The organism is Bosea beijingensis (genome assembly GCF_030758975.1).
Lineage (GTDB): Bacteria > Pseudomonadota > Alphaproteobacteria > Rhizobiales > Beijerinckiaceae > Allobosea > Allobosea beijingensis.
Genome location: NZ_CP132359.1, coordinates 4,607,350 through 4,624,688 on the forward strand (window position 1 = coordinate 4,607,350; position 17,339 = coordinate 4,624,688).

Sequence of the window (17,339 nt, forward strand, 5' to 3'; positions counted from 1 at the left end):
TCTTTCCCTTTCGATCCGGTTCGCGATCAGGAGGCTTCGGCGGCAACCTGGGGGGCGTAGGCTCTTGCCAACGCCGTCAGCCGGGGCGAGACGAGTGCGGCCGGCGGCGGGGCGAATGGCGCAATCGTCGCGACGTGATGGCAGGCGACGACGTGATCGTCGGGCAGACGCACTGCCGGCGGTGGCGTCGTGCAGATTTCGGTGGCGTGCGGGCATCGTCCGCGGAATGCGCAGCCATCGGGTCTGTCGAACGGAGATGGAGGTTCGCCCTTCAGCCGCGCCCTGGCGTCCGGAACCGCACCCGCTCGCGGGATCGATGCCAACAATGCCTGCGTGTAGGGATGCCGAGCCCCCGAGAACAGAACGTCCGAGGGAGCGCTTTCCACGATCTGTCCGAGATAGAGCACGGCGACGCGGTGGCTGATATGGCGAACCACCGCAAGATCATGGGCGATGAAGAGGTACGAGAGCCCGCGCTGCTCTTGCAGATCCTTCAGCAGATTGATGATCTGTGCCTGGACGGAGACATCGAGCGCGGAGACCGGCTCGTCGCAGACGATCAGTTGCGGATTGCAGGCCAGGGCCCGGGCGATGCCGATGCGTTGGCGCTGCCCGCCGCTGAATTGGTGCGGATAGCGCGAGGCGAGCTCCGGTGCGAGGCCGACATCCTCGAGGAGCCTGTCGACCGCTTCATTCAGCGGGCTGCCCGACAGGCCGCGGTGAAGGCGCACGGGTTCGGCGATCAGTTGTCGGACCGTCAGGCGGGGATGCAGCGAGGCGTGCGGGTCCTGGAAGATGATCTGGATCTTGCGGCGGATCTCGCCGGAGGCCGCCAACGCCTCAAGATCGTCGCCGTCGAAGGTAATCGACCCGCCGCTGGCGGGCATCAGTCCCAGCAGCATTCGTCCGACCGTCGACTTTCCGCTGCCGCTCTCGCCGACCAGCCCCAGGGTCTCACCGCGGTCGATCGCGAAGGATACGCCGTTCACTGCATGGACACCGCGATCGCCGCGACGGAAGAACGTCCGGGAGCCGAACACCTTCTCCAGATTGCGAACCGAAAGAAGCTCCTCCCGGGCAGTCATGCGCGATCTCCCAACGGGGCGCCGGTTGGCAGCGGCACGCGGAAGCATGCAGCTCGGTGACCCGCAGCTACCTCCATGAGCGGCGGCTCCTTCTGCCGGCAGGTCTCCAGCACCCAGGGGCAACGCTGCGCGAAGCGGCAGCCCGACTTGACGGTTCCGGGCAACGGCACCCTGCCGCCGATGGTGGTCAGGCGTCGCTCGCGCGCGCCGAGCTTGGGCAGCGAGCCGAGCAGACCGATCGTGTAGGGGTGCTGGGGCTCCCGGAACAGGTCAGCGGCCGGCGCGTGTTCCACCACCTGGCCGGCATACATGACCATGACATGCGTAGCGATCTCGGCTACGGCGCCCAGGTCGTGGGAGATCAGGATCGTTCCCATTCCGCGCTGATCGCGCAGCGAACGCAGCAGCTCCAGAATCTGGGCCTGAACCGTGACGTCGAGTGCGGTTGTCGGCTCGTCGGCGATCAGGATTGAAGGGTCGCCCGCGAGGGCGATCGCGATCACGACGCGCTGCCGCATGCCGCCCGACAGCTGGTGGGGGTAGGCATCGACGCGCTGGGCCGGATCGGGAATGCCGACCTGGCGCAGCAGATCGACAGCTCGCGCCCGCGCCTGATCGCGCGAGGCCAGCCGGTGGGTCAGCAGGACCTCTGCGATCTGGTAGCCGATGCAGTAGACAGGGTTCAGCGCTGTCATCGGGTCCTGGAAGACCATAGCTAGTTCGGTCCCGCACAGCCGGCGCCGCTGCCGGCTCGAAAGGCCTCCGAGCTCTCGCCCGGCCAGCGTTATCGTGCCCCCCGCAGCCAGGTTCGGACCGAGCAGATCCATCACCGCGAGAGCGGTAAGGCTCTTTCCGCTGCCGCTTTCGCCGACGAGTCCGAGTGTCTCGCCGGCGCGTAGGGCGAAGGAGACGCCCGCGACCAGATCCACCCGGGAGCCGTGCTCGCCGTCATGGACGACTGTCAGATCTTCGACGTCGAGCAGCGCCGGCTTCATAGGAGCCTTTTGTCCAGTTTGTCGCGCAACGCGTCCCCGAGCACGTTGAGCGAAAGCACCAGGAGGAAGATCGCCAGGCTGGGATAGGTCGCCACATGCGGGGCGAATGCCAGCACGTTGCGTCCTTCCGCGGCGAGAACCCCGAGTTCGGCCGTTGGCGGCGCGGCGCCGAGGCCGAGGAAGTTAAGCCCGGCTCCAAGCAGGATGATGAACCCAAACCTCAGGGTCAGGAATACGAACACGGTCGGCATGCAGTTCCATGCCAAGTATTTGAAGAAGAGCGTCGCTCGGCTGAGGCCGATAGCCTTGCCGCTTTGCATGTATTCCTGACGGGCCACGACCATGGCGGCCGCCCGGGTGATGCGGCCGACCTCCGGGATGGTCGCGATCGCGAGGGCGATTGTCACGGGCAGGAGTCCGGGTCCCAGGCTTGCGCCCAGCGCCAGGCCGAACAGCACCGCCGGGAAAGACAGCAGGATATCGAGCAGGCGCCCGATGGCTCCATCGGAGGCGGGAAAGAAGACCGCCACCAGGCCCAGAAGCCCGCCGCAGGCGCTGCCGATGAGCAGCGCCGTCAGGCTTGTGAGCAATGTCAGGCGTGTGCCGTACATGATCCGGCTGAGCAGGTCGCGCCCCTGCATGTCGGTGCCGAGCCAATGCTCCCAGCTCGGCTCCTGCAGGGCGGACGGGAGCTCGACCTGATACGGATCGTAAGGTGCGAGCTGTGGGGCGAAAAGTGCTGCGAAGACGATGACGCCAATCACCATCGCCGCGGCGATGGTGGCGATCTGCCCCCGCACCCGGCGCCGCTTCGACTTCGGCCCTGTCGTCGTTTGCCGTGCCGCGACAGCCATCTCAGGACAACCTCGGATCGAGGGCCGAGTAGAGAAGATCGACCGTCAGGTTCACCATCACGAAGACACAGGCCATCAGCAGCAATCCGCCCTGCGCGGTTGCATAGTCGCTGTTCATGATCGCGCCGACGATCAGCCGTCCGACCCCCGGCCATGCGAAGATCGTCTCGATAATGACGGTGCCCCCGAGCAGATGCCCTATCTGCATTCCGATCAATGTGACGATCGGCAACAACGCGTTGCGCAGGCCATGCTTGATCACGACCTGGTATTCTGGAACGCCCTTCGCCCGGGCGAGCTTGATGTGCTCGGCATGCAGCGTTTCCAGAAGCGCCGTCCGGGAGATGCGCGCGATCGGCCCGATCAACGTGAAGGCGGCCGTCAGGGCCGGCAGGGCAAGCCCTTGCAGCCCTTCGAGTGTCCAGATCGGGCCGAGCCGGCCCGTGAACGGCAGCAACCCCCATTGCACGCCGAAGCTGAGGATTAGCATGTAGCCGACCCAGAAGACCGGCAAGGAGATGCCAGCGACCGCCAGAGCCATGATGGCCCGGTCGATGATCGTGCCGCGCTGCACGGCGGCAACGACGCCCAGTCCGATGCCGATCGGCACGGCGATCAGCAGTGCGGTCAGCACCAGCTCGGCCGTGGGGCCAAAAGCCTCGATCAGTTCTTCGAGGACCGGGCGGTTTGATATGATCGACCGGCCGAGGTTGCCGACGACGACATCCCCGAAATAGTGAAACAGCTGCAGGATCCAGGGCTTGTCCAACCCCATCTCGATCCGCAACTGCGACACGACCTGTGCCGAGGCCGACTGACCGGCAAGCAGCGCGGCAGGATCGCCCGGAACGACCCGCAACAGCACGAAGCCGAACAGGATGGCTCCCGCCAAGACGGGTATCGACAGGACGAGGCGGGCTGATACGGCCTTCAGCAAGGCCCGACCCGGACAGGCCGGCCTTCCTTGGCTCCAGCGCGCGATCTGCGGTTACTCAGCACGTCCATCTCCGCGGGGTGATCCCCTACTCGCATGAAGAAGTTAGTTATGCTAACTAAGTTATCGGCGAAGTCGGGCTTGTCAATCCGGGTTGTTGGTCTAAATCGCCGAACGCCATTCCGGTGTAGGTTGCGTCGCGTCCTTCCGACCCGGCACCGGCGGGTTGATCAGAGCGCCTGCCGCCAATAGCGCTGGGGCGGCGCTCGAAACTTGAACGTCGGGGAGGGCCCGCATGGGTGACAGATCGGACATGGCCATGGCTCCGCTGGCTCCCGGCGGCTGCCGTCGACAACGGCTGTCGGAGGAGGAGCGTCGGGCTCTGTATTCCGGCCCGTGGAATGTCGGATATTTGATCCGAACGGTCAGTCGGCGGGCCCGAGATCAGATCAAGGTTCTGCTCGCAGAGCAGGGTATCAACATAGGGATGTGGCCTTATCTTTGGGCCCTCTACAAGAAGGACGGCGTACCGCAGGTGGTCCTCGGACGTTCGGTCAAGGCCGTGGGCCCCTCGGTCGTCAGCGCGGTCAACCAGCTCGAACGCGCCGGGCTTGCACGGCGCGTTCGCGATGAGCGGGATATGCGGGTTGCCAACATCCATCTGACCGACAAGGCGCGTGCGTTACGGCCGCGTATCGAGCAATGCGTCAGTGACGTGAACGAGCGCGCGCTGCAGTTCCTGTCCGATGAGGAGGTCGCCCTTCTCATTTCCATCGTCGAGAAAATCAATGCCGGGCTCGATCAGGAGGTTCGCCAGCCTTAGTGTTGAAGGTCCATTGTCACCCCCGAAACAGAGCCCACTTGCCTGCTGATCTGGCATCGAGCCGCTGCGCGTTGCTAGATCGCCTCGAGCGCGACAGCGATGCCCTGACCGACGCCGATGCACATGGTGGCGAGCGCGCGCTTCTTGCCCGTGAGCGAGAGTTCCAGCGCCGCTGTACCCGCGATGCGGGCGCCCGACATGCCGAGTGGATGGCCGAGCGCGATGGCGCCGCCGTTCGGATTCACATAGGCGCCGTCTTCCGGAATGCCGAGTTCGCGCAGGACCGCGATTCCCTGGCTGGCGAAGGCCTCGTTCAGTTCGACGATGTCGAAAACGGAAGGCTGCACGCCGATCAGCTTGCAGAGCCTCTGGGTTGCGGGTGCGGGCCCGATGCCCATCACGCGGGGCGCAACGCCAGCGGTCGCGCCGGCCACGATGCGCGCAAGCGGCGTCAGGCCGAAGCGCTTCATCGCCGCTTCGGAGGCAACAATCAGAGCGGCCGCGCCGTCGTTGACGCCGGACGCGTTGCCGGCGGTTACGGTGCCACCGTCTTTCCTGAAGGGCGTCGGCAGCTTGGCGAGCTTTTCGATCGTGGTGTCGCCACGCGGATGCTCGTCGCTGTCGACGATGGTGGCATCGCCCTTGCGGCTCGGGATCGTCACCTTGACGATCTCCCTTGCGAGCCGGCCGCTCGCTTGGGCTGCAACCGCCTTCTGCTGCGACCGGACGGCAAAAGCGTCCTGATCTTCGCGTGAGACCTTGTAATCGACCGCGACGTTCTCGCCGGTCTCCGGCATCGAATCGACGCCGTACTGCTTCTTCATCAGCGGATTGACGAAGCGCCAGCCGATCGTGGTGTCGTGGATTTCGGCATGGCGCGAGAAGGCGCTCTCGGCCTTGGGCATGACGAAGGGCGCGCGGCTCATGCTCTCGACGCCGCCTGCGATGACGAGTTCGGCTTCGCCCGCCTTGATGGCGCGCGCGGCCGTGATCACGGCATCCATGCCAGAGCCGCAGAGCCGGTTCATCGTGGTGCCGGGCACGCTCTCGGGCAGGCCGGCCAGCAGCAGCGACATGCGCGCGACGTTGCGGTTGTCCTCGCCCGCCTGATTGGCGCAGCCGTAGATCACCTCGTCGATCGCGGCGGGATCGAGGCCGGCGTTGCGCTCAAGCAGCGCCTTCAGCGGCACCGCGCCAAGATCATCCGCTCGCACAGCAGACAACGACCCACCAAACCGCCCGATCGGCGTGCGGATGTAATCGCAGATATAGGCCTCGGGCATGATCTTCCCCGTCACTCGTTAGGATGTTGTTCGTTCGCCGTCGATCTCGGCGATGAGTTCTGCCGCCTCGGCGAAGGCTGTGTTGCCGGCGGGCACGCCGGCATAAATCGCCGTCTGCATCAGCACTTCCTTGAGATCGTCCTGCGTGAAGCCGCCGCGGCTCAGGCCCGCGCGGACATGCAGGCGGAATTCCTCCCAGCGGCCTAGGCTGGCGGTGATGGCGAGCACCAGCAGGCGACGGGTACGGTCGTCGAGGCCCGGCCGGCTCCAGATCTCCTGCCAGGCGATGCGGGTGATCATCGCCTGGAACTCGGCATTGAACGGGGTGCGGCCGGCGAGAGAGCGGTCGACCCAGGCGTCGCCCAGAACGCGGCGGCGATTCTTCAGCCCGGCTTCGAACAGCGCCTCCGCCGCGTCGGCCGTATCGGCCCCCGGCACGAGGAAGGCGCGCAGGGCGCCGACCAGCGCGGCCGGAGCCTCGATGGGAGGGAGATGGGAGCTGTCGAGATGGGCATGGCTCGCGCCGGGAATGGCGGCCAGCAGCTTCTCGCCATGGCCGGCGAGGGGCGTCGAGACGTCGCGCTCGCCGGTGACGACCAGCACCGGGCAGGCGATGCCGGAAAGCCGGCCGATCAGGTCCATGTCGCGGATGGCCGCGCCGGCTCCGGCATAGCCGTGTGCTGATTGCGCGACAAGGTTGCGCTTGAGGCTCGCGGCTATAGCCGTCTGGCCCGCGGCGAAGGCGGGGGAGAGGAAACGCTGCAGGGCGGCGTCGGCGATGGCCGCGGTGCCGCCGGCACGCACCTGTGCAATGCGATCCCGCCAGACGGTGCCGTCCATGGTGGCCGAGGTGCAGATCAGGGCTATCGCCGACACGCGCTCCGGGTGGCCGAGCGCCAGCTCCATCGCGATCATGCCGCCAAGTGAGACGCCCGCTATCGCGGCGCGTTCGATGCCGGCCGCTTCCATGACGGTGACGACGTCACCGGCCAGCATCGGCAGCGTGTACTCACCCTCGGGCGCGTCGGAGGCGCCATGGCCGCGCGTGTCGATCCGCAGCGTGCGGAACGAGGCGAGCAGGCCGGGCATCGCCGCATCCCAGAGCGACATGTCGGCGCCGATCGAGTTCAGCAGGACGAGGGCCGGGCTGTCCTCTGCGCCTTCCAGCTTCCAGTAGATGCGGGCGCCGCTGCTTGCTGCAAAAGGCATGGGCTGTCCTCATTCGTTCCGGGCGAGAAGCTGGGCGATCAGGGCCGCGCTCTCGCCGATCTCAGTGCCGACGCCCGCCGCCGCGAGGTTGCGGGCGATCGCGGATTCGTCGATCTCCAGCCCTTCCGCGACCGTCGCCATCGCCTCGGCCGCGCCGGCGGCGAGCAGGAACAGGTCGGCGAGTGCCGGGCCTTCCGCCTGCCAGCCGCCGAGGCCGCGCTCCTGCTCGGCCGGCAGCCCGGCGAGGATGCCGGCGACGAGGCCGGGCGCGCGCAGCGCCGCGGACAGCGCGACCTGGCAACCCGTCGGGTTGCGCTTGTGGGCCATGGCGGAGGAGCCGCCGCGGCCGGCAATGGCAGGCTCACGGGCCTCGCCTATGCCGTTCTGGGCGAGCAGCGAAACGTCCCGCGCCATCTTGCCGAGCGCGCCGATCAGGATGGCGAGCGCCGTCGCGATGCCGGCGATCCCGCCGCGGCGGTTCTGCCAGGGAGCGGCATCCGGAAGATCGAGCTGCGCCGCGAGGCGGGATGCGACGGCGCCTGCCTTGCCGTCGAGGCCGCTGCGGGTTCCGGCCGCACCGCCGAACTGAAGCGTGGCGCCGGTCTCCACGTCCCGGGCGAGCCGCGATGCGGCCTCGGCGATGCCGGCCTGCCATTGCGCGATGCGCAGGCCGAAGCTGATCGGCAGCGCATCCTGCAACAGGGTGCGGCCGATGGCGGGGGTCGTCGCATGACGTCCGGCCAGCATGGCGAGAGCAGCCGTCGTCCGCTTCAGATCGGCGTCGAGCAGGTTGAAGGCGGCGCGGATCTGCAAGGCGAGCACCGTGTCGGCCACGTCCTGACTGGTCGCGCCCTTGTGTACGACTTTCGCGGGCGCGTCCGGCAAGGCAGCGCGCAGTCGCGCCACCAGCGGGATCGCCAACGTGCCGGCGAGCGCCGCTTCCCCGGCGAGCTCGGCCGGATCGATGACGATCCCGGCGCAGAGTTTCGCGATCGCCTCGGCTTCCGGAGCGCCGATCAGCCCTTCCGCCGCCTCGGCGCGGGCGAGCCCGGCCTCGAAGGCGAGCGCATGCCGCAGCGTGGCCTCGTCCGCAAAGACGGCCAGCATCGCATCGGTCGTCGCTGGCCGCAGCCTGAGCATGAGACCCATAGTGGCGAGACGCTTACAGATCGAAGAACACCGTCTCGCTCTCGCCGGCGAGGTTGATGTCGAGCCACCATGTCCCGTCCGGCTTACGCTGGGCGATCAGGGTGTGGCGGCGGGCTTCCGGCACGAGATTGAGGATCGGATCGGTCTCGTTGCCCTCGCCATCGGCGAAGTAGAGCCGTGTCGGCAGGCGCTTCAGCAGCCCGCGGCCGAACACCGAGAGCGCGATATGCGGGGCCTGAAGCGTGTTGCCGGGGCCGGGCACGCGGCCGGGCCGGATCGTTCGGAAGCGGAACACGCCGTCCCTGTCGGTCGAGCTGCGGCCGAAGCCGACGAAATGCCGGTCGAGCGGCACATCCTCACGGGCGTCGTCCGCGCTTGCATAGCGGCCGGCGGCATTGGCCTGCCAGATTTCGATCATGGCGTCAGGGATCGGCTGGCCTTCGGCGTCAAGGATGGAGCCGGCGATCTCGATGACGTCGCCCTGCGGCGTGCCCGAGAGGTTGGATTCCGAGAGCAGGAAATGCTCCGGCGGCATCAGATCGGGCCGGGCACCCATCTCCGAGCGATCGACGAGATCGGCGCCGCCCTTCCAGGGCAGACCGTAATGGAAATAGGGGCCGACCGTCTGCCAGGGCGTCTGCCCGAAGATCGACGGGTTCTGGCTGTCCTGCCGCGGCGCGGCGTTGCGGCTCTCCAGATCTCTGCCTGTCGGCTCAGTGGTCGTCGTCATGGTCGTCCTCGAACGGCGTCTGGTCGCGGCCCTTGAGCACGATGTCGAAGACATAGCCCAGCGCCCAGTTCGGCACGGTAGCGTCGATGTCGAAGCGCGAGACCATGCGCTGGCGATAGGGCATCGGCACGGCATTCGCGATCGGGTCGATCTCGATCAGCGGATCGTCCGGGAAATACATCTGCGTCACCAGCCGGGTCGCGAAGGCGGGCCCCAGCAGCGAGAGATGGATATGGGCCGGTCGCCAGGCGTTCTTGTGATTGCCCCAGGGATAGGCGCCGGGGCGGATCGTGACATAGCGATAGCGGCCCTCGGCATCGGTAATGACGCGGCCGACGCCAGTGAAGTTGGGGTCGAGCGGCGCGGGCCAGTCGTCCTTGGCGTGGATGTAGCGGCCGGCGGCATTGGCCTGCCAGATTTCGACGACAGTGTTCGGCACGGGCCGGCCGTCCTCGTCGAGCACGCGGCCGGTGACGACGATGCGCTGGCCCTGCGGTGCGGCCTTGTGCTGCGTCGTCAGGTCCAGCATCGCAGGACCCATCAGCCGGCCCCAGTCGCCAGGCCCGGTCACTTCCGTCAGCGTNCTGCGGTGCGGCCTTGTGCTGCGTCGTCAGGTCCAGCATCGCAGGACCCATCAGCCGGCCCCAGTCGCCAGGCCCGGTCACTTCCGTCAGCGTCTGCGGGATCGCGAGCGGCGCCTGCCGCGGGCTTCTCGCTACCGTGGAGCGGTAGTCCGGCCAGTGAGAGGGGGGAGAGCCCTCGTCGTTGGGTGAATAGGGAAAGATGAGCCTGCTCACGCCGCCTTGTCCTGCTTTTCGGTGGCAACCGCGAAGGAGGCGGCCGTCTTGGACTTGACCTCCGCCAGATCGACGCCGGGGGCGAGTTCGATCAGGGTCAGCCCGCCCTTCGCCTTGTCGCAGACGAAGACACAGAGATCGGTGATGATCATGTCGACGACGCCCGCGCCGGTGAGCGGCAGGGCGCAGCGCTCCAAAACCTTGGATTCGCCGGCCTTGTTGGCGTGATCCATGACGACGATGACCTTCTTGACGCCGGCGACGAGGTCCATGGCGCCGCCCATGCCCTTCACCATCTTGCCGGGAATCGTCCAGTTGGCGATGTCGCCATTGGCCGCGACTTCCATCGCGCCGAGGATGGTCAGGTCGATATGGCCGCCGCGGATCATATGATCCGCCTCGCGCGTGCAACGATGGGCAACATCCGGACGAACATTACGATCGCGCTCGGATTGAAGGCGATATTCCTGGTCACCAGTGTGCTCGGCTTTACCGGCCTGTGGGTCGCGATCCTCGCCGATACCGGCGCGACCGTGATCGTGACGGCGAACGCTCTGCGGCTGCTGCGCTTCGACGCCGGCAAGGTGGGCTGACGGCGGGGCGTTGCCGATTTCGCGCCGGAACCGCGCAGCTCATCCCGGTCGGCACTTCGCTCCGGCCGGGATGACCCACGTTTCCACTAAAAGGCCGGGAGGCGCCGGAACAGTCAAAGCGAGGCCGGCTCTCCGCCGGCCTCGAAGCGCGTCTCAGACTTTGATATCGGCGAGCGCGCCGGTCTTGGTCGCGTTCTCGCCCTTGGCTTCCATCTGCTTCAGCATCTCGTCGCGGATCTTGGTCATGACGTCGGCCTTGGCCTGGGCGTCGAGCTTGTTGAACTCCTCCTCGGTCATGCCGAGCTTGGCGAGGAGCGCAGCCTGAACCCGCTCCTCCGGCGACATCCGTGCAATCTTCAGGAATTCGGCTTCGGTCGAGGACGACGAAGCAGAGGATGAGGCGGAGACGCCGGCATCCCCCTTCGAATCGTCATCGGCCGCCTGCTTGGTGGCGTAGGTCTTGGGCAGGTTGACGGGCCAGTTCGAGGTCGAGAACGAGACGGTCATCGCGCGCTCCTTTCTGTTAACCACTGGCAGGCAAGCTCCGGGCCGCCAGTGCCCGATGGAAATACGCCATTCATTTCAAAGAATTGACTGGGCCTCGACGCAGGCGGCGATGGGGCAACGATTCTGGAATCGGCAAGTTCTGCCCGGCAAACGCTGCCGCAAGCGGATCACTCCCGGTCGCAGCCCCGGCCTCCGCCGTCATCAGGACGGCAGTCGCGCCGGCTTATGTTGCAACGCAAAATTGTCATGAGGCGCACGCTCGCCATTTAGCGCCCGCAACATGCCCACAAAATGAGCTACAATCTGATACAGCCCGGCTCCAGGCGACGATCTGCACAAATAAGAGGCCGCTCATTTCCTCAATTTCGCCGCAAGCGTTACGCTCAACGCAGGACGATACCGCGAAAATGACCGGAATCTTAACTCGCTATGCATCGATTGCATATCGGAGCTGATGCTGTGCCACTGTTGGAAGCAGGCTGTCCGGTTTATATGCAGCGCACAACGAAATTATCGCTGTGGGCACCGCCCCGGTCCGGAATATCGCTAAGGAAAACCACCATGTTCGTCACCATGATCGCTGCCAAAATCCGCGCCTACCTTCGCTATCGCGAGACCGTTCGCGAGCTTTCCCGTCTGACCGACCGCGAGCTCGACGATCTCGGCCTGTCGCGCTCGGAGATCTCCTTCATCGCGCGTTCGCACGCTGCGGCCTGAAGGCTCTGGAATAAGAACCGCTGCGCACAGGGTGCGGCGCGTTCCGTGTAGTTTCTCCTGAGGCTCGTGTTTCCCCTCCCCTCGAGCTTCGGTCGAAGAGCGAATGCCCGCCTCACGGCGGGCATTTTGCATTTCAGGCCGCGTATCCCTTGACCTCGCGGCCCGCTGCGGACACATCCCCAGCCATGGAACCCGTTCACATCATCGGCGGCGGTCTCGCCGGCTCCGAAGCCGCCTGGCAGGTCGCGCAGGCCGGCATCCCCGTCATCATCCACGAGATGCGCCCGGTCCGCGGCACGGATGCCCACAAGACCGAGGGGCTGGCCGAGCTCGTCTGCTCGAACTCCTTCCGCTCCGACGATTCCTCCAGCAATGCCGTCGGCCAGCTCCATTGGGAGATGCGCCGGCTGAACTCGCTGATCATGGCCAAGGGCGATGCCCATCAGGTCCCCGCCGGCGGCGCGCTCGCGGTCGACCGCGACGGCTTCTCGCAGGCCGTCACCGCCGCGCTCGAAGCCCATCCGCTCGTCACCATCGATCGCGGCGAGATCGCCGGGCTGCCCCCAGCCGCCTGGGACAATGTCATCATCGCCACCGGCCCGCTGACCTCGCCGGCGCTGGCCCAGGGTCTGCAGTCGCTGACATCGGAGGATTCGCTCGCCTTCTTCGACGCCATCGCCCCGATCGTCCATTTCGATTCGGTCGACATGGACCAGGCCTGGTTCCAGTCGCGCTACGACAAGGCCGGCCCCGGCGGCACCGGTGCCGACTACATCAACTGCCCGCTCGACCGCGACCAGTACGAAGCCTTTATCGACGCGCTGCTCGCCGCCGAGAAGACCGAGTTCAAGGAATGGGAGGGCACGCCCTATTTCGACGGTTGCCTGCCGATCGAGGTCATGGCCGAGCGCGGCCGCGAGACCCTGCGCTGGGGCCCGATGAAGCCGGTCGGCCTGACCAACAAGCACAACCCGACGGTCAAGGCCTATGCCGTGGTCCAGCTCCGGCAGGACAACGCGCTCGGCACGCTCTTCAACATGACCGGCTTCCAGACCAAGCTGAAATATGGCGAGCAGGCCGCGATCTTCCGGATGATTCCCGGCCTCCAGAACGCCGAGTTCGCCCGGCTCGGCGGCATCCACCGCAACACCTACCTGAACTCGCCCAAGCTGCTCGACGAGCGCCTGCGCCTCAAGGCCGATACGCGTCTGCGCTTCGCCGGCCAGATCACCGGCTGCGAGGGCTATGTCGAGAGCGCCGCCACCGGCCTGCTCGCCGGCCGCATGGCTGCGGCCGAACGGCTGGGCCATGAGCTGCCGCTGCCGCCCGCGACGACGGCGCTCGGCGCGCTGGTCAACCACATCACCGGCGGCCATATCGTCACGATCGACGAGGGACCGCGCTCCTTCCAGCCGATGAACATCAATTTCGGCCTGTTCCCGCTGATCGAAGGCGTGGCGACCACCGGCCCCGACGGCAAGCGCCTGAAAGGCCCGGCCAAGAGCCTCGCGCGCAAGCAGGCGCTGACGGCGCGGGCCAAGCAGGTCATGGACGAGTGGGCGGGTGGCGTCGAGGCGAAGGCGGCAGAGTAAAATGCTCTGCCGTCATTCTCGGGCGAAGCCGAGCATGACGGCCTGCTACTTGCGCCGTGCCGCCCGCCACAGCACCCATTGCCGGCGCCAGGCCGGGAGCGTGATGATGGTGCGGTAGGGATCGTATCCGCCGACCTCCATCCGCTTGAGATATGGCTCGACCAGCGCGACCGGCAGGAAGGCAGGCTTGAGCCCCGAGGGGATCGTCTCGCTGAGGCTCGTGAGCTTCTTCAGGTGCCCCCGCGCGATCTCGCGCAATTCCTTCAGCGTATAGAGCACGCCCGGCCCGCCGCGCCCGCGGACGATGTCGTCGCGCGTGACGCCGTTGCGGGCGAGGATATCGGCCGGCAGATAGACCTGCCCCTCGGCCGCGTGCCAGGGAAAGGCGCGCATCAACCCCGTCAGCGCATAGGCGACGCCGGCATGGCCGCAGGCCGTAGCGCCGCCGGGATCGCGCCCGCCGGCCAGGATGATGCAGGCGAGCCGCATCACCGCGCCGACCGTCTCGCCGGCATAGCCTTCGAGATCGCGCAGCGACGGCATCGGATCGTCATAGAGGTCGAAGATGCGCGCATCGATCAGCGCCGTCAGTGGCGCGACCGGCAGCCGGTAGCGACGGATCGTATCGAGCAGCGCCGCGGCGACCGGATGCGCCTGCGTCTCGCCGCCGGCCTGCCCCTCCAGCACGTCGCGCCACCATTGCAAACGGACCTCGCCCGGCAGAGGCTCGCTGACCAGCGCTCTCACCCGCGCGATCTCCAGGCTGAAGGCATAGAGCGCATAGAGCGCCGCGCGGCGGTCCTCGGGTGCGTAGAGCCCGGCGATATAGCGATCCTGATCCTGCTCGCGAACCAGCTCGGCACAATGGGCATAGGCCTCCGGCAGGCGCGCCGGCGCGATCTCCCTGCGGTCGTCTGTCTCGGTCTGCGGCATCGTCCCGCCTCGGCCCGTCATCATTCGCCCTCGGCCCAAGCCCAGTCTAGGCCAAGCGCGGTGTCATCGCTACGCTCCGCTCACATGGCCGGTTTACGAAGCGATCCTAGTCGACCGCGATCAGCGCCGCGGCCACACGCCGGTCCTCGCCGACCAAGACATTGTAGGTCCGCGCCGCCGCCCCGGTCGCCATGCCCTCGACGGTAATCCCAGCCTGCTTCAGCGGATCACGCAGAGCAGGCGGAATGAAGGCGATATCCGGTCCCGTGCCGATCAGCAGGAAATCGATCGTTCCGGCCTCGTCGAGCACCGGCTGCAGGCTCTCGATCGTCACCTCGGAAAAGCGCGTCACCGGCCAAATGCGGATTCCGGCCGGCATCGCGATGATCGAGCCCTTGTGGCTCATCTCGGCGAAGCGGAACCCGCCCGCGCCGATGGCGTCGAGCGGAAACCGTCCGGGAATGAAGCCCTCGAAGCGCGGCATCGGCCGCGATCAGGCCTTGGCCTTGGCAGCGGAAGACTTGGCTCGCGCGGCCTCCTGTGCCTCCTCGCGGGCGCCGGCCGAGCGGACATCCATGTAGAGCAGCACGGGGGTCGAGACGAACATCGCCGAATAGGTGCAGACCACGACGCCGAACAGCATGACCAGCGCGAAGCCCTCGATCGCCGTGCCGCCGAACAGCACGAGCGCGAGCAGCGACAGGAAGGTCGTGGTCGCCGTCATCGCCGTGCGCGACAGGGTCGAGTTCACGGAGAGGTCGAGCAGCTCCGCGACCGGCATGGTCTTGTAGCGGCGCAGGAGTTCGCGCGTACGGTCGAACACCACGACGGTCTCGTTCAGCGAGTAGCCGACGATGGTCAGGATCGCCGCGATCGAGGTCAGGTTGAATTCGAGCTGCGTGATCAGGAAGAAGCCGATCGTCAGCACGATATCGTGCAGCGTGCCAAGGATCGCGCCGATCGCCAGCGGCATCTCGAAGCGGAACCAGAGATAGATCAGCACGCCGACGATCGCGAGCACGACGCCGAGCGTGCCGGCCTGCACCAGCTCGCCCGAGACGCGCGGGCCGACCGTCTCGACGCGGCGGAAATCATAGTTGGCGGCGAAGGCCTCGCGCGCCTTCACGACGACCGCCTGCTGCGCCGTCTCGCCGCCCGGCTGCATGCCGAAGCGCATCGAAACCTCGCCACCGGAGCCGAATTCCTGCACCTCGGCCTCGCCGAAGCCAAGTCCGTTGGCGGTCTGGCGGATCTGGGCGATGTCGACGGCCACGCTCTTCGTCTGCATCTCGATCAGCGTGCCGCCCTTGAAGTCGATGCCGAAATTCAGGCCGATCGTCAGGAATAGCACGAGGACGAGGATCGAATAGGCGGCCGATAGCGGATAGCTGAACCGGCGGAACCAGACGAATTTGAAATTGGTGTTGTCGGGAACGATACGAAGCAGGCGCATGCGCATGGCCAATCTCCTGAGGGGTTGGCAGCGTCAGAACGGGAGATGCTTGGGCTTGGCCCAGCGATACCAGATCGCGATCAGCATCCGGGTCAGCGTCACCGCCGTGATGACGGTGGTCAGGATGCCCAGGATGAACACGACCGCGAAGCCGCGCACCGGGCCGGAGCCGAGCGAGAACAGCGCCACCGCCGCGATCAGCATGGTGACGTTGGAGTCGATGATCGTCGCGAAGGCGCGCTGGAAGCCCGCTTCGAGCGCCGAGACGAGACTGCGGCCAGCATGCTCTTCCTCGCGCATGCGCTCGTAGATCAGCACGTTCGAGTCCACCGCCGTGCCGATGGTGAGCACGATGCCGGCGATGCCGGGCAGCGTCATCGTCGCGCCGAGGAACGACATCAGGCCGAAGATCAGGCCGACATGGACGAGCAGCGCGATGCTCGCGATCAGGCCGAAGATGCCGTAGGTCAAGAGCATGTAGATCACCACCAGCACGGTCGCGATCAGGGTCGCCATCTTGCCGGCCTGGATCGAGTCGGCGCCGAGGCCGGGGCCGACGGTGCGCTCTTCCACGATCGTCATCTTGGCGGGCAGCGCGCCGGCGCGGAGCAGGATCGCCAGGTTGTTGACCTGCTCGACCGTGAAGCTGCCCGAGATCTGGCCGGAGCCGCCCGTGATCGGCGACTGGATCACCGGCGACGAGATCACCTTGTTGTCGAGCACGATCGCCAGCGCGCGGCCGAGATTCTCGGTGGTGATCTGGCCGAAGCGCTGGGCACCCCGGATGTTGAAGCGGAAATTCACGATCGGCGTGCCGCTGCGCGAATCGAAGGATGGCTGGGCGTCGACGAGATCGGCGCCGTCGACCGAAGGGGCGCGCAGCACGGGGACCATCTGGCCGCCGGAATCCTGCGACGGCAGCATCTCGGCATCGTTGCTATTGGCATCGCCGACGAGGCGGAACTCGAGCTTCGCGGTCTGGCCGAGGATTTCCTTGAGCTTCTGCGGGTCCTGGAGGCCCGGCACCTGGACCAGGATGCGGTCGAGGCCCTGGCGCTGGATGTTCGGCTCTGTCGTGCCGAGCGCGTCGACGCGCCGCCGCAGCACCTCCATCGCCTGCTCGACAGCGCGGCGGACACGCTCGTTCGAGCCAGCCTCCGTGACCGTGAGCTGGATCAGCCCGTCCGGCTGCTCGGTGATGGCGATGGACTGGTTGCCGGAGGGGCCGAAGGCGCCGAGCGTACCGATCGGCTGGGAGAGCTCGCGCAGCTTCGGCAGCACGCGGGCGCGCTCCGTGGCGTCCGGAACACGCACCTGCACACCGCGCGTCGTGGTCTGGATGCCGCCCTGCGGGTTGGCACGCTCTTCGCGGAGGATGCGACGGACGTCGTCGCGGAGCTGGACGATCTGGCTGCGGACCAGCTCGGCCCGGTCGATTTCGAGCAGGACGTGGGACCCGCCCTGCAGATCGAGGCCGAGCACCACCGCGTGGATCGGCAGGAGGGCCCGCGGAATCCAGGACGGCGCGTTGGTTTCGATGGCCTTGCGCGTCTCAGGCGACAAGAGGTTCGGCACGGCGAGCCCGCAGCCGATGAACAGCACGAGCAGGACGAGAATGACCTTGCGGGCCTGGAGACGAAGCATCTGCGTGAACAGCCTTGTTATCGTGCCCGGGCTCCCGAATC

At 66.8% G+C, this 17,339-nt stretch carries 17 protein-coding genes and 3 pseudogenes; 4 read left to right on the top strand and 16 right to left on the bottom strand.

Translation table 11 applies throughout. The features are described from left to right. Window positions 1-26: 26 nt before the first annotated feature. From Q9235_RS21950 to Q9235_RS21965, 4 genes are read right to left on the bottom strand one after another with little or no spacing between them, the layout of a single operon-like run. Window positions 27-1,085, bottom strand: coding sequence for an ABC transporter ATP-binding protein (locus Q9235_RS21950; protein ID WP_055727184.1), 1,059 nt, complete (start codon window positions 1,083-1,085; stop codon window positions 27-29). Further along, complete coding sequence (locus Q9235_RS21955; RefSeq protein WP_055727183.1) at window positions 1,082-2,080, bottom strand: ABC transporter ATP-binding protein; 999 nt, start codon at window positions 2,078-2,080, stop codon at window positions 1,082-1,084. Before Q9235_RS21955 ends, Q9235_RS21950 begins: the two co-directional genes overlap by 4 nt. Continuing rightward, window positions 2,077-2,934: an ABC transporter permease gene (locus tag Q9235_RS21960; protein ID WP_055727182.1), complete on the bottom strand. Its 858-nt coding sequence runs from the start codon at window positions 2,932-2,934 to the stop codon at window positions 2,077-2,079. Before Q9235_RS21960 ends, Q9235_RS21955 begins: the two co-directional genes overlap by 4 nt. A 1-nt stretch (window position 2,935) precedes the next feature. After that, window positions 2,936-3,871: an ABC transporter permease gene (locus tag Q9235_RS21965; RefSeq protein WP_055727181.1), complete on the bottom strand. Its 936-nt coding sequence runs from the start codon at window positions 3,869-3,871 to the stop codon at window positions 2,936-2,938. Between the two features lie 316 nt (window positions 3,872-4,187). Here Q9235_RS21965 and Q9235_RS21970 point away from each other — a divergent pair, with 316 nt between their 5' ends. Then, window positions 4,188-4,691: a MarR family winged helix-turn-helix transcriptional regulator gene (locus tag Q9235_RS21970; protein ID WP_306223914.1), complete on the top strand. Its 504-nt coding sequence runs from the start codon at window positions 4,188-4,190 to the stop codon at window positions 4,689-4,691. A 74-nt stretch (window positions 4,692-4,765) separates the two neighbouring features. Here Q9235_RS21970 and pcaF read toward each other — a convergent pair whose 3' ends face one another. The 7 genes and pseudogenes from pcaF to Q9235_RS22000 form a co-directional block, all read right to left on the bottom strand. Then, on the bottom strand, window positions 4,766-5,974 hold the full coding sequence (gene pcaF, locus Q9235_RS21975; protein ID WP_055727338.1) for a 3-oxoadipyl-CoA thiolase: 1,209 nt from the start codon (window positions 5,972-5,974) through the stop codon (window positions 4,766-4,768). Between the two features lie 18 nt (window positions 5,975-5,992). Then, window positions 5,993-7,183 (bottom strand): bifunctional 3-oxoadipate enol-lactonase/4-carboxymuconolactone decarboxylase PcaDC, encoded by a 1,191-nt coding sequence (pcaDC, locus tag Q9235_RS21980; RefSeq protein ID WP_055727179.1) that lies wholly within the window; start codon window positions 7,181-7,183, stop codon window positions 5,993-5,995. A 9-nt stretch (window positions 7,184-7,192) separates the two neighbouring features. Then, window positions 7,193-8,290, bottom strand: a complete 1,098-nt coding sequence (locus tag Q9235_RS21985; protein WP_306223915.1) for a lyase family protein — start codon at window positions 8,288-8,290, stop codon at window positions 7,193-7,195. A 55-nt stretch (window positions 8,291-8,345) separates the two neighbouring features. Beyond that, entirely contained in the window at window positions 8,346-9,062 is a 717-nt protein-coding gene (pcaG, locus tag Q9235_RS21990; RefSeq protein WP_055727178.1) for a protocatechuate 3,4-dioxygenase subunit alpha, read from the bottom strand. Continuing rightward, complete coding sequence (locus tag Q9235_RS21995) at window positions 9,046-9,633, bottom strand: dioxygenase family protein (protein ID WP_465248467.1); 588 nt, start codon at window positions 9,631-9,633, stop codon at window positions 9,046-9,048. The genes pcaG and Q9235_RS21995 overlap by 17 nt, the downstream gene beginning before the upstream one ends. A gap of 139 nt (window positions 9,634-9,772) precedes the next feature. Next, a pseudogene (locus Q9235_RS26915) lies at window positions 9,773-9,859 on the bottom strand (hypothetical protein); the annotation flags it as partial. Next, a pseudogene (locus tag Q9235_RS22000) lies at window positions 9,856-10,287 on the bottom strand (CoA-transferase); the annotation flags it as partial. The pseudogenes Q9235_RS26915 and Q9235_RS22000, both read right to left, overlap by 4 nt. Here Q9235_RS22000 and Q9235_RS22005 point away from each other — a divergent pair. Beyond that, window positions 10,249-10,452, top strand: a pseudogene (locus tag Q9235_RS22005) (hypothetical protein); the annotation flags it as partial. The pseudogenes Q9235_RS22000 and Q9235_RS22005 sit on opposite strands and share 39 nt — an antisense overlap. A 153-nt stretch (window positions 10,453-10,605) precedes the next feature. On the opposite strand, the gene Q9235_RS22010 reads toward Q9235_RS22005, so the two are convergent. Then, window positions 10,606-10,959 (bottom strand): hypothetical protein, encoded by a 354-nt coding sequence (locus tag Q9235_RS22010; protein ID WP_306223916.1) that lies wholly within the window; start codon window positions 10,957-10,959, stop codon window positions 10,606-10,608. 561 nt (window positions 10,960-11,520) lie between these two features. Between Q9235_RS22010 and Q9235_RS22015 the strand changes: the two genes are divergently transcribed. Both Q9235_RS22015 and trmFO read left to right on the top strand, forming a co-directional pair. After that, complete coding sequence (locus tag Q9235_RS22015; protein ID WP_082009515.1) at window positions 11,521-11,676, top strand: DUF1127 domain-containing protein; 156 nt, start codon at window positions 11,521-11,523, stop codon at window positions 11,674-11,676. Window positions 11,677-11,861: 185 nt separating this feature from the next. Further along, window positions 11,862-13,268 (top strand): methylenetetrahydrofolate--tRNA-(uracil(54)-C(5))-methyltransferase (FADH(2)-oxidizing) TrmFO, encoded by a 1,407-nt coding sequence (gene trmFO, locus Q9235_RS22020; protein WP_306223918.1) that lies wholly within the window; start codon window positions 11,862-11,864, stop codon window positions 13,266-13,268. Between the two features lie 45 nt (window positions 13,269-13,313). On the opposite strand, the gene Q9235_RS22025 is transcribed toward trmFO, so the two are convergent. From Q9235_RS22025 to secD, 4 genes are all read right to left on the bottom strand, one after another. Then, window positions 13,314-14,201, bottom strand: coding sequence for a phytoene/squalene synthase family protein (locus tag Q9235_RS22025; protein ID WP_422678392.1), 888 nt, complete (start codon window positions 14,199-14,201; stop codon window positions 13,314-13,316). Between the two features lie 106 nt (window positions 14,202-14,307). Beyond that, window positions 14,308-14,685, bottom strand: a complete 378-nt coding sequence (locus tag Q9235_RS22030) for an Mth938-like domain-containing protein (RefSeq protein ID WP_306223920.1) — start codon at window positions 14,683-14,685, stop codon at window positions 14,308-14,310. 9 nt (window positions 14,686-14,694) lie between these two features. After that, the gene (gene secF, locus Q9235_RS22035; RefSeq protein WP_306228398.1) at window positions 14,695-15,654 is read right to left on the bottom strand and encodes a protein translocase subunit SecF; all 960 of its coding nucleotides are present in this window, start codon (window positions 15,652-15,654) and stop codon (window positions 14,695-14,697) included. Between the two features lie 33 nt (window positions 15,655-15,687). Next, window positions 15,688-17,298 (bottom strand): protein translocase subunit SecD, encoded by a 1,611-nt coding sequence (secD, locus tag Q9235_RS22040; protein WP_306223921.1) that lies wholly within the window; start codon window positions 17,296-17,298, stop codon window positions 15,688-15,690. Between the last annotated feature and the right edge of the window lie 41 nt (window positions 17,299-17,339).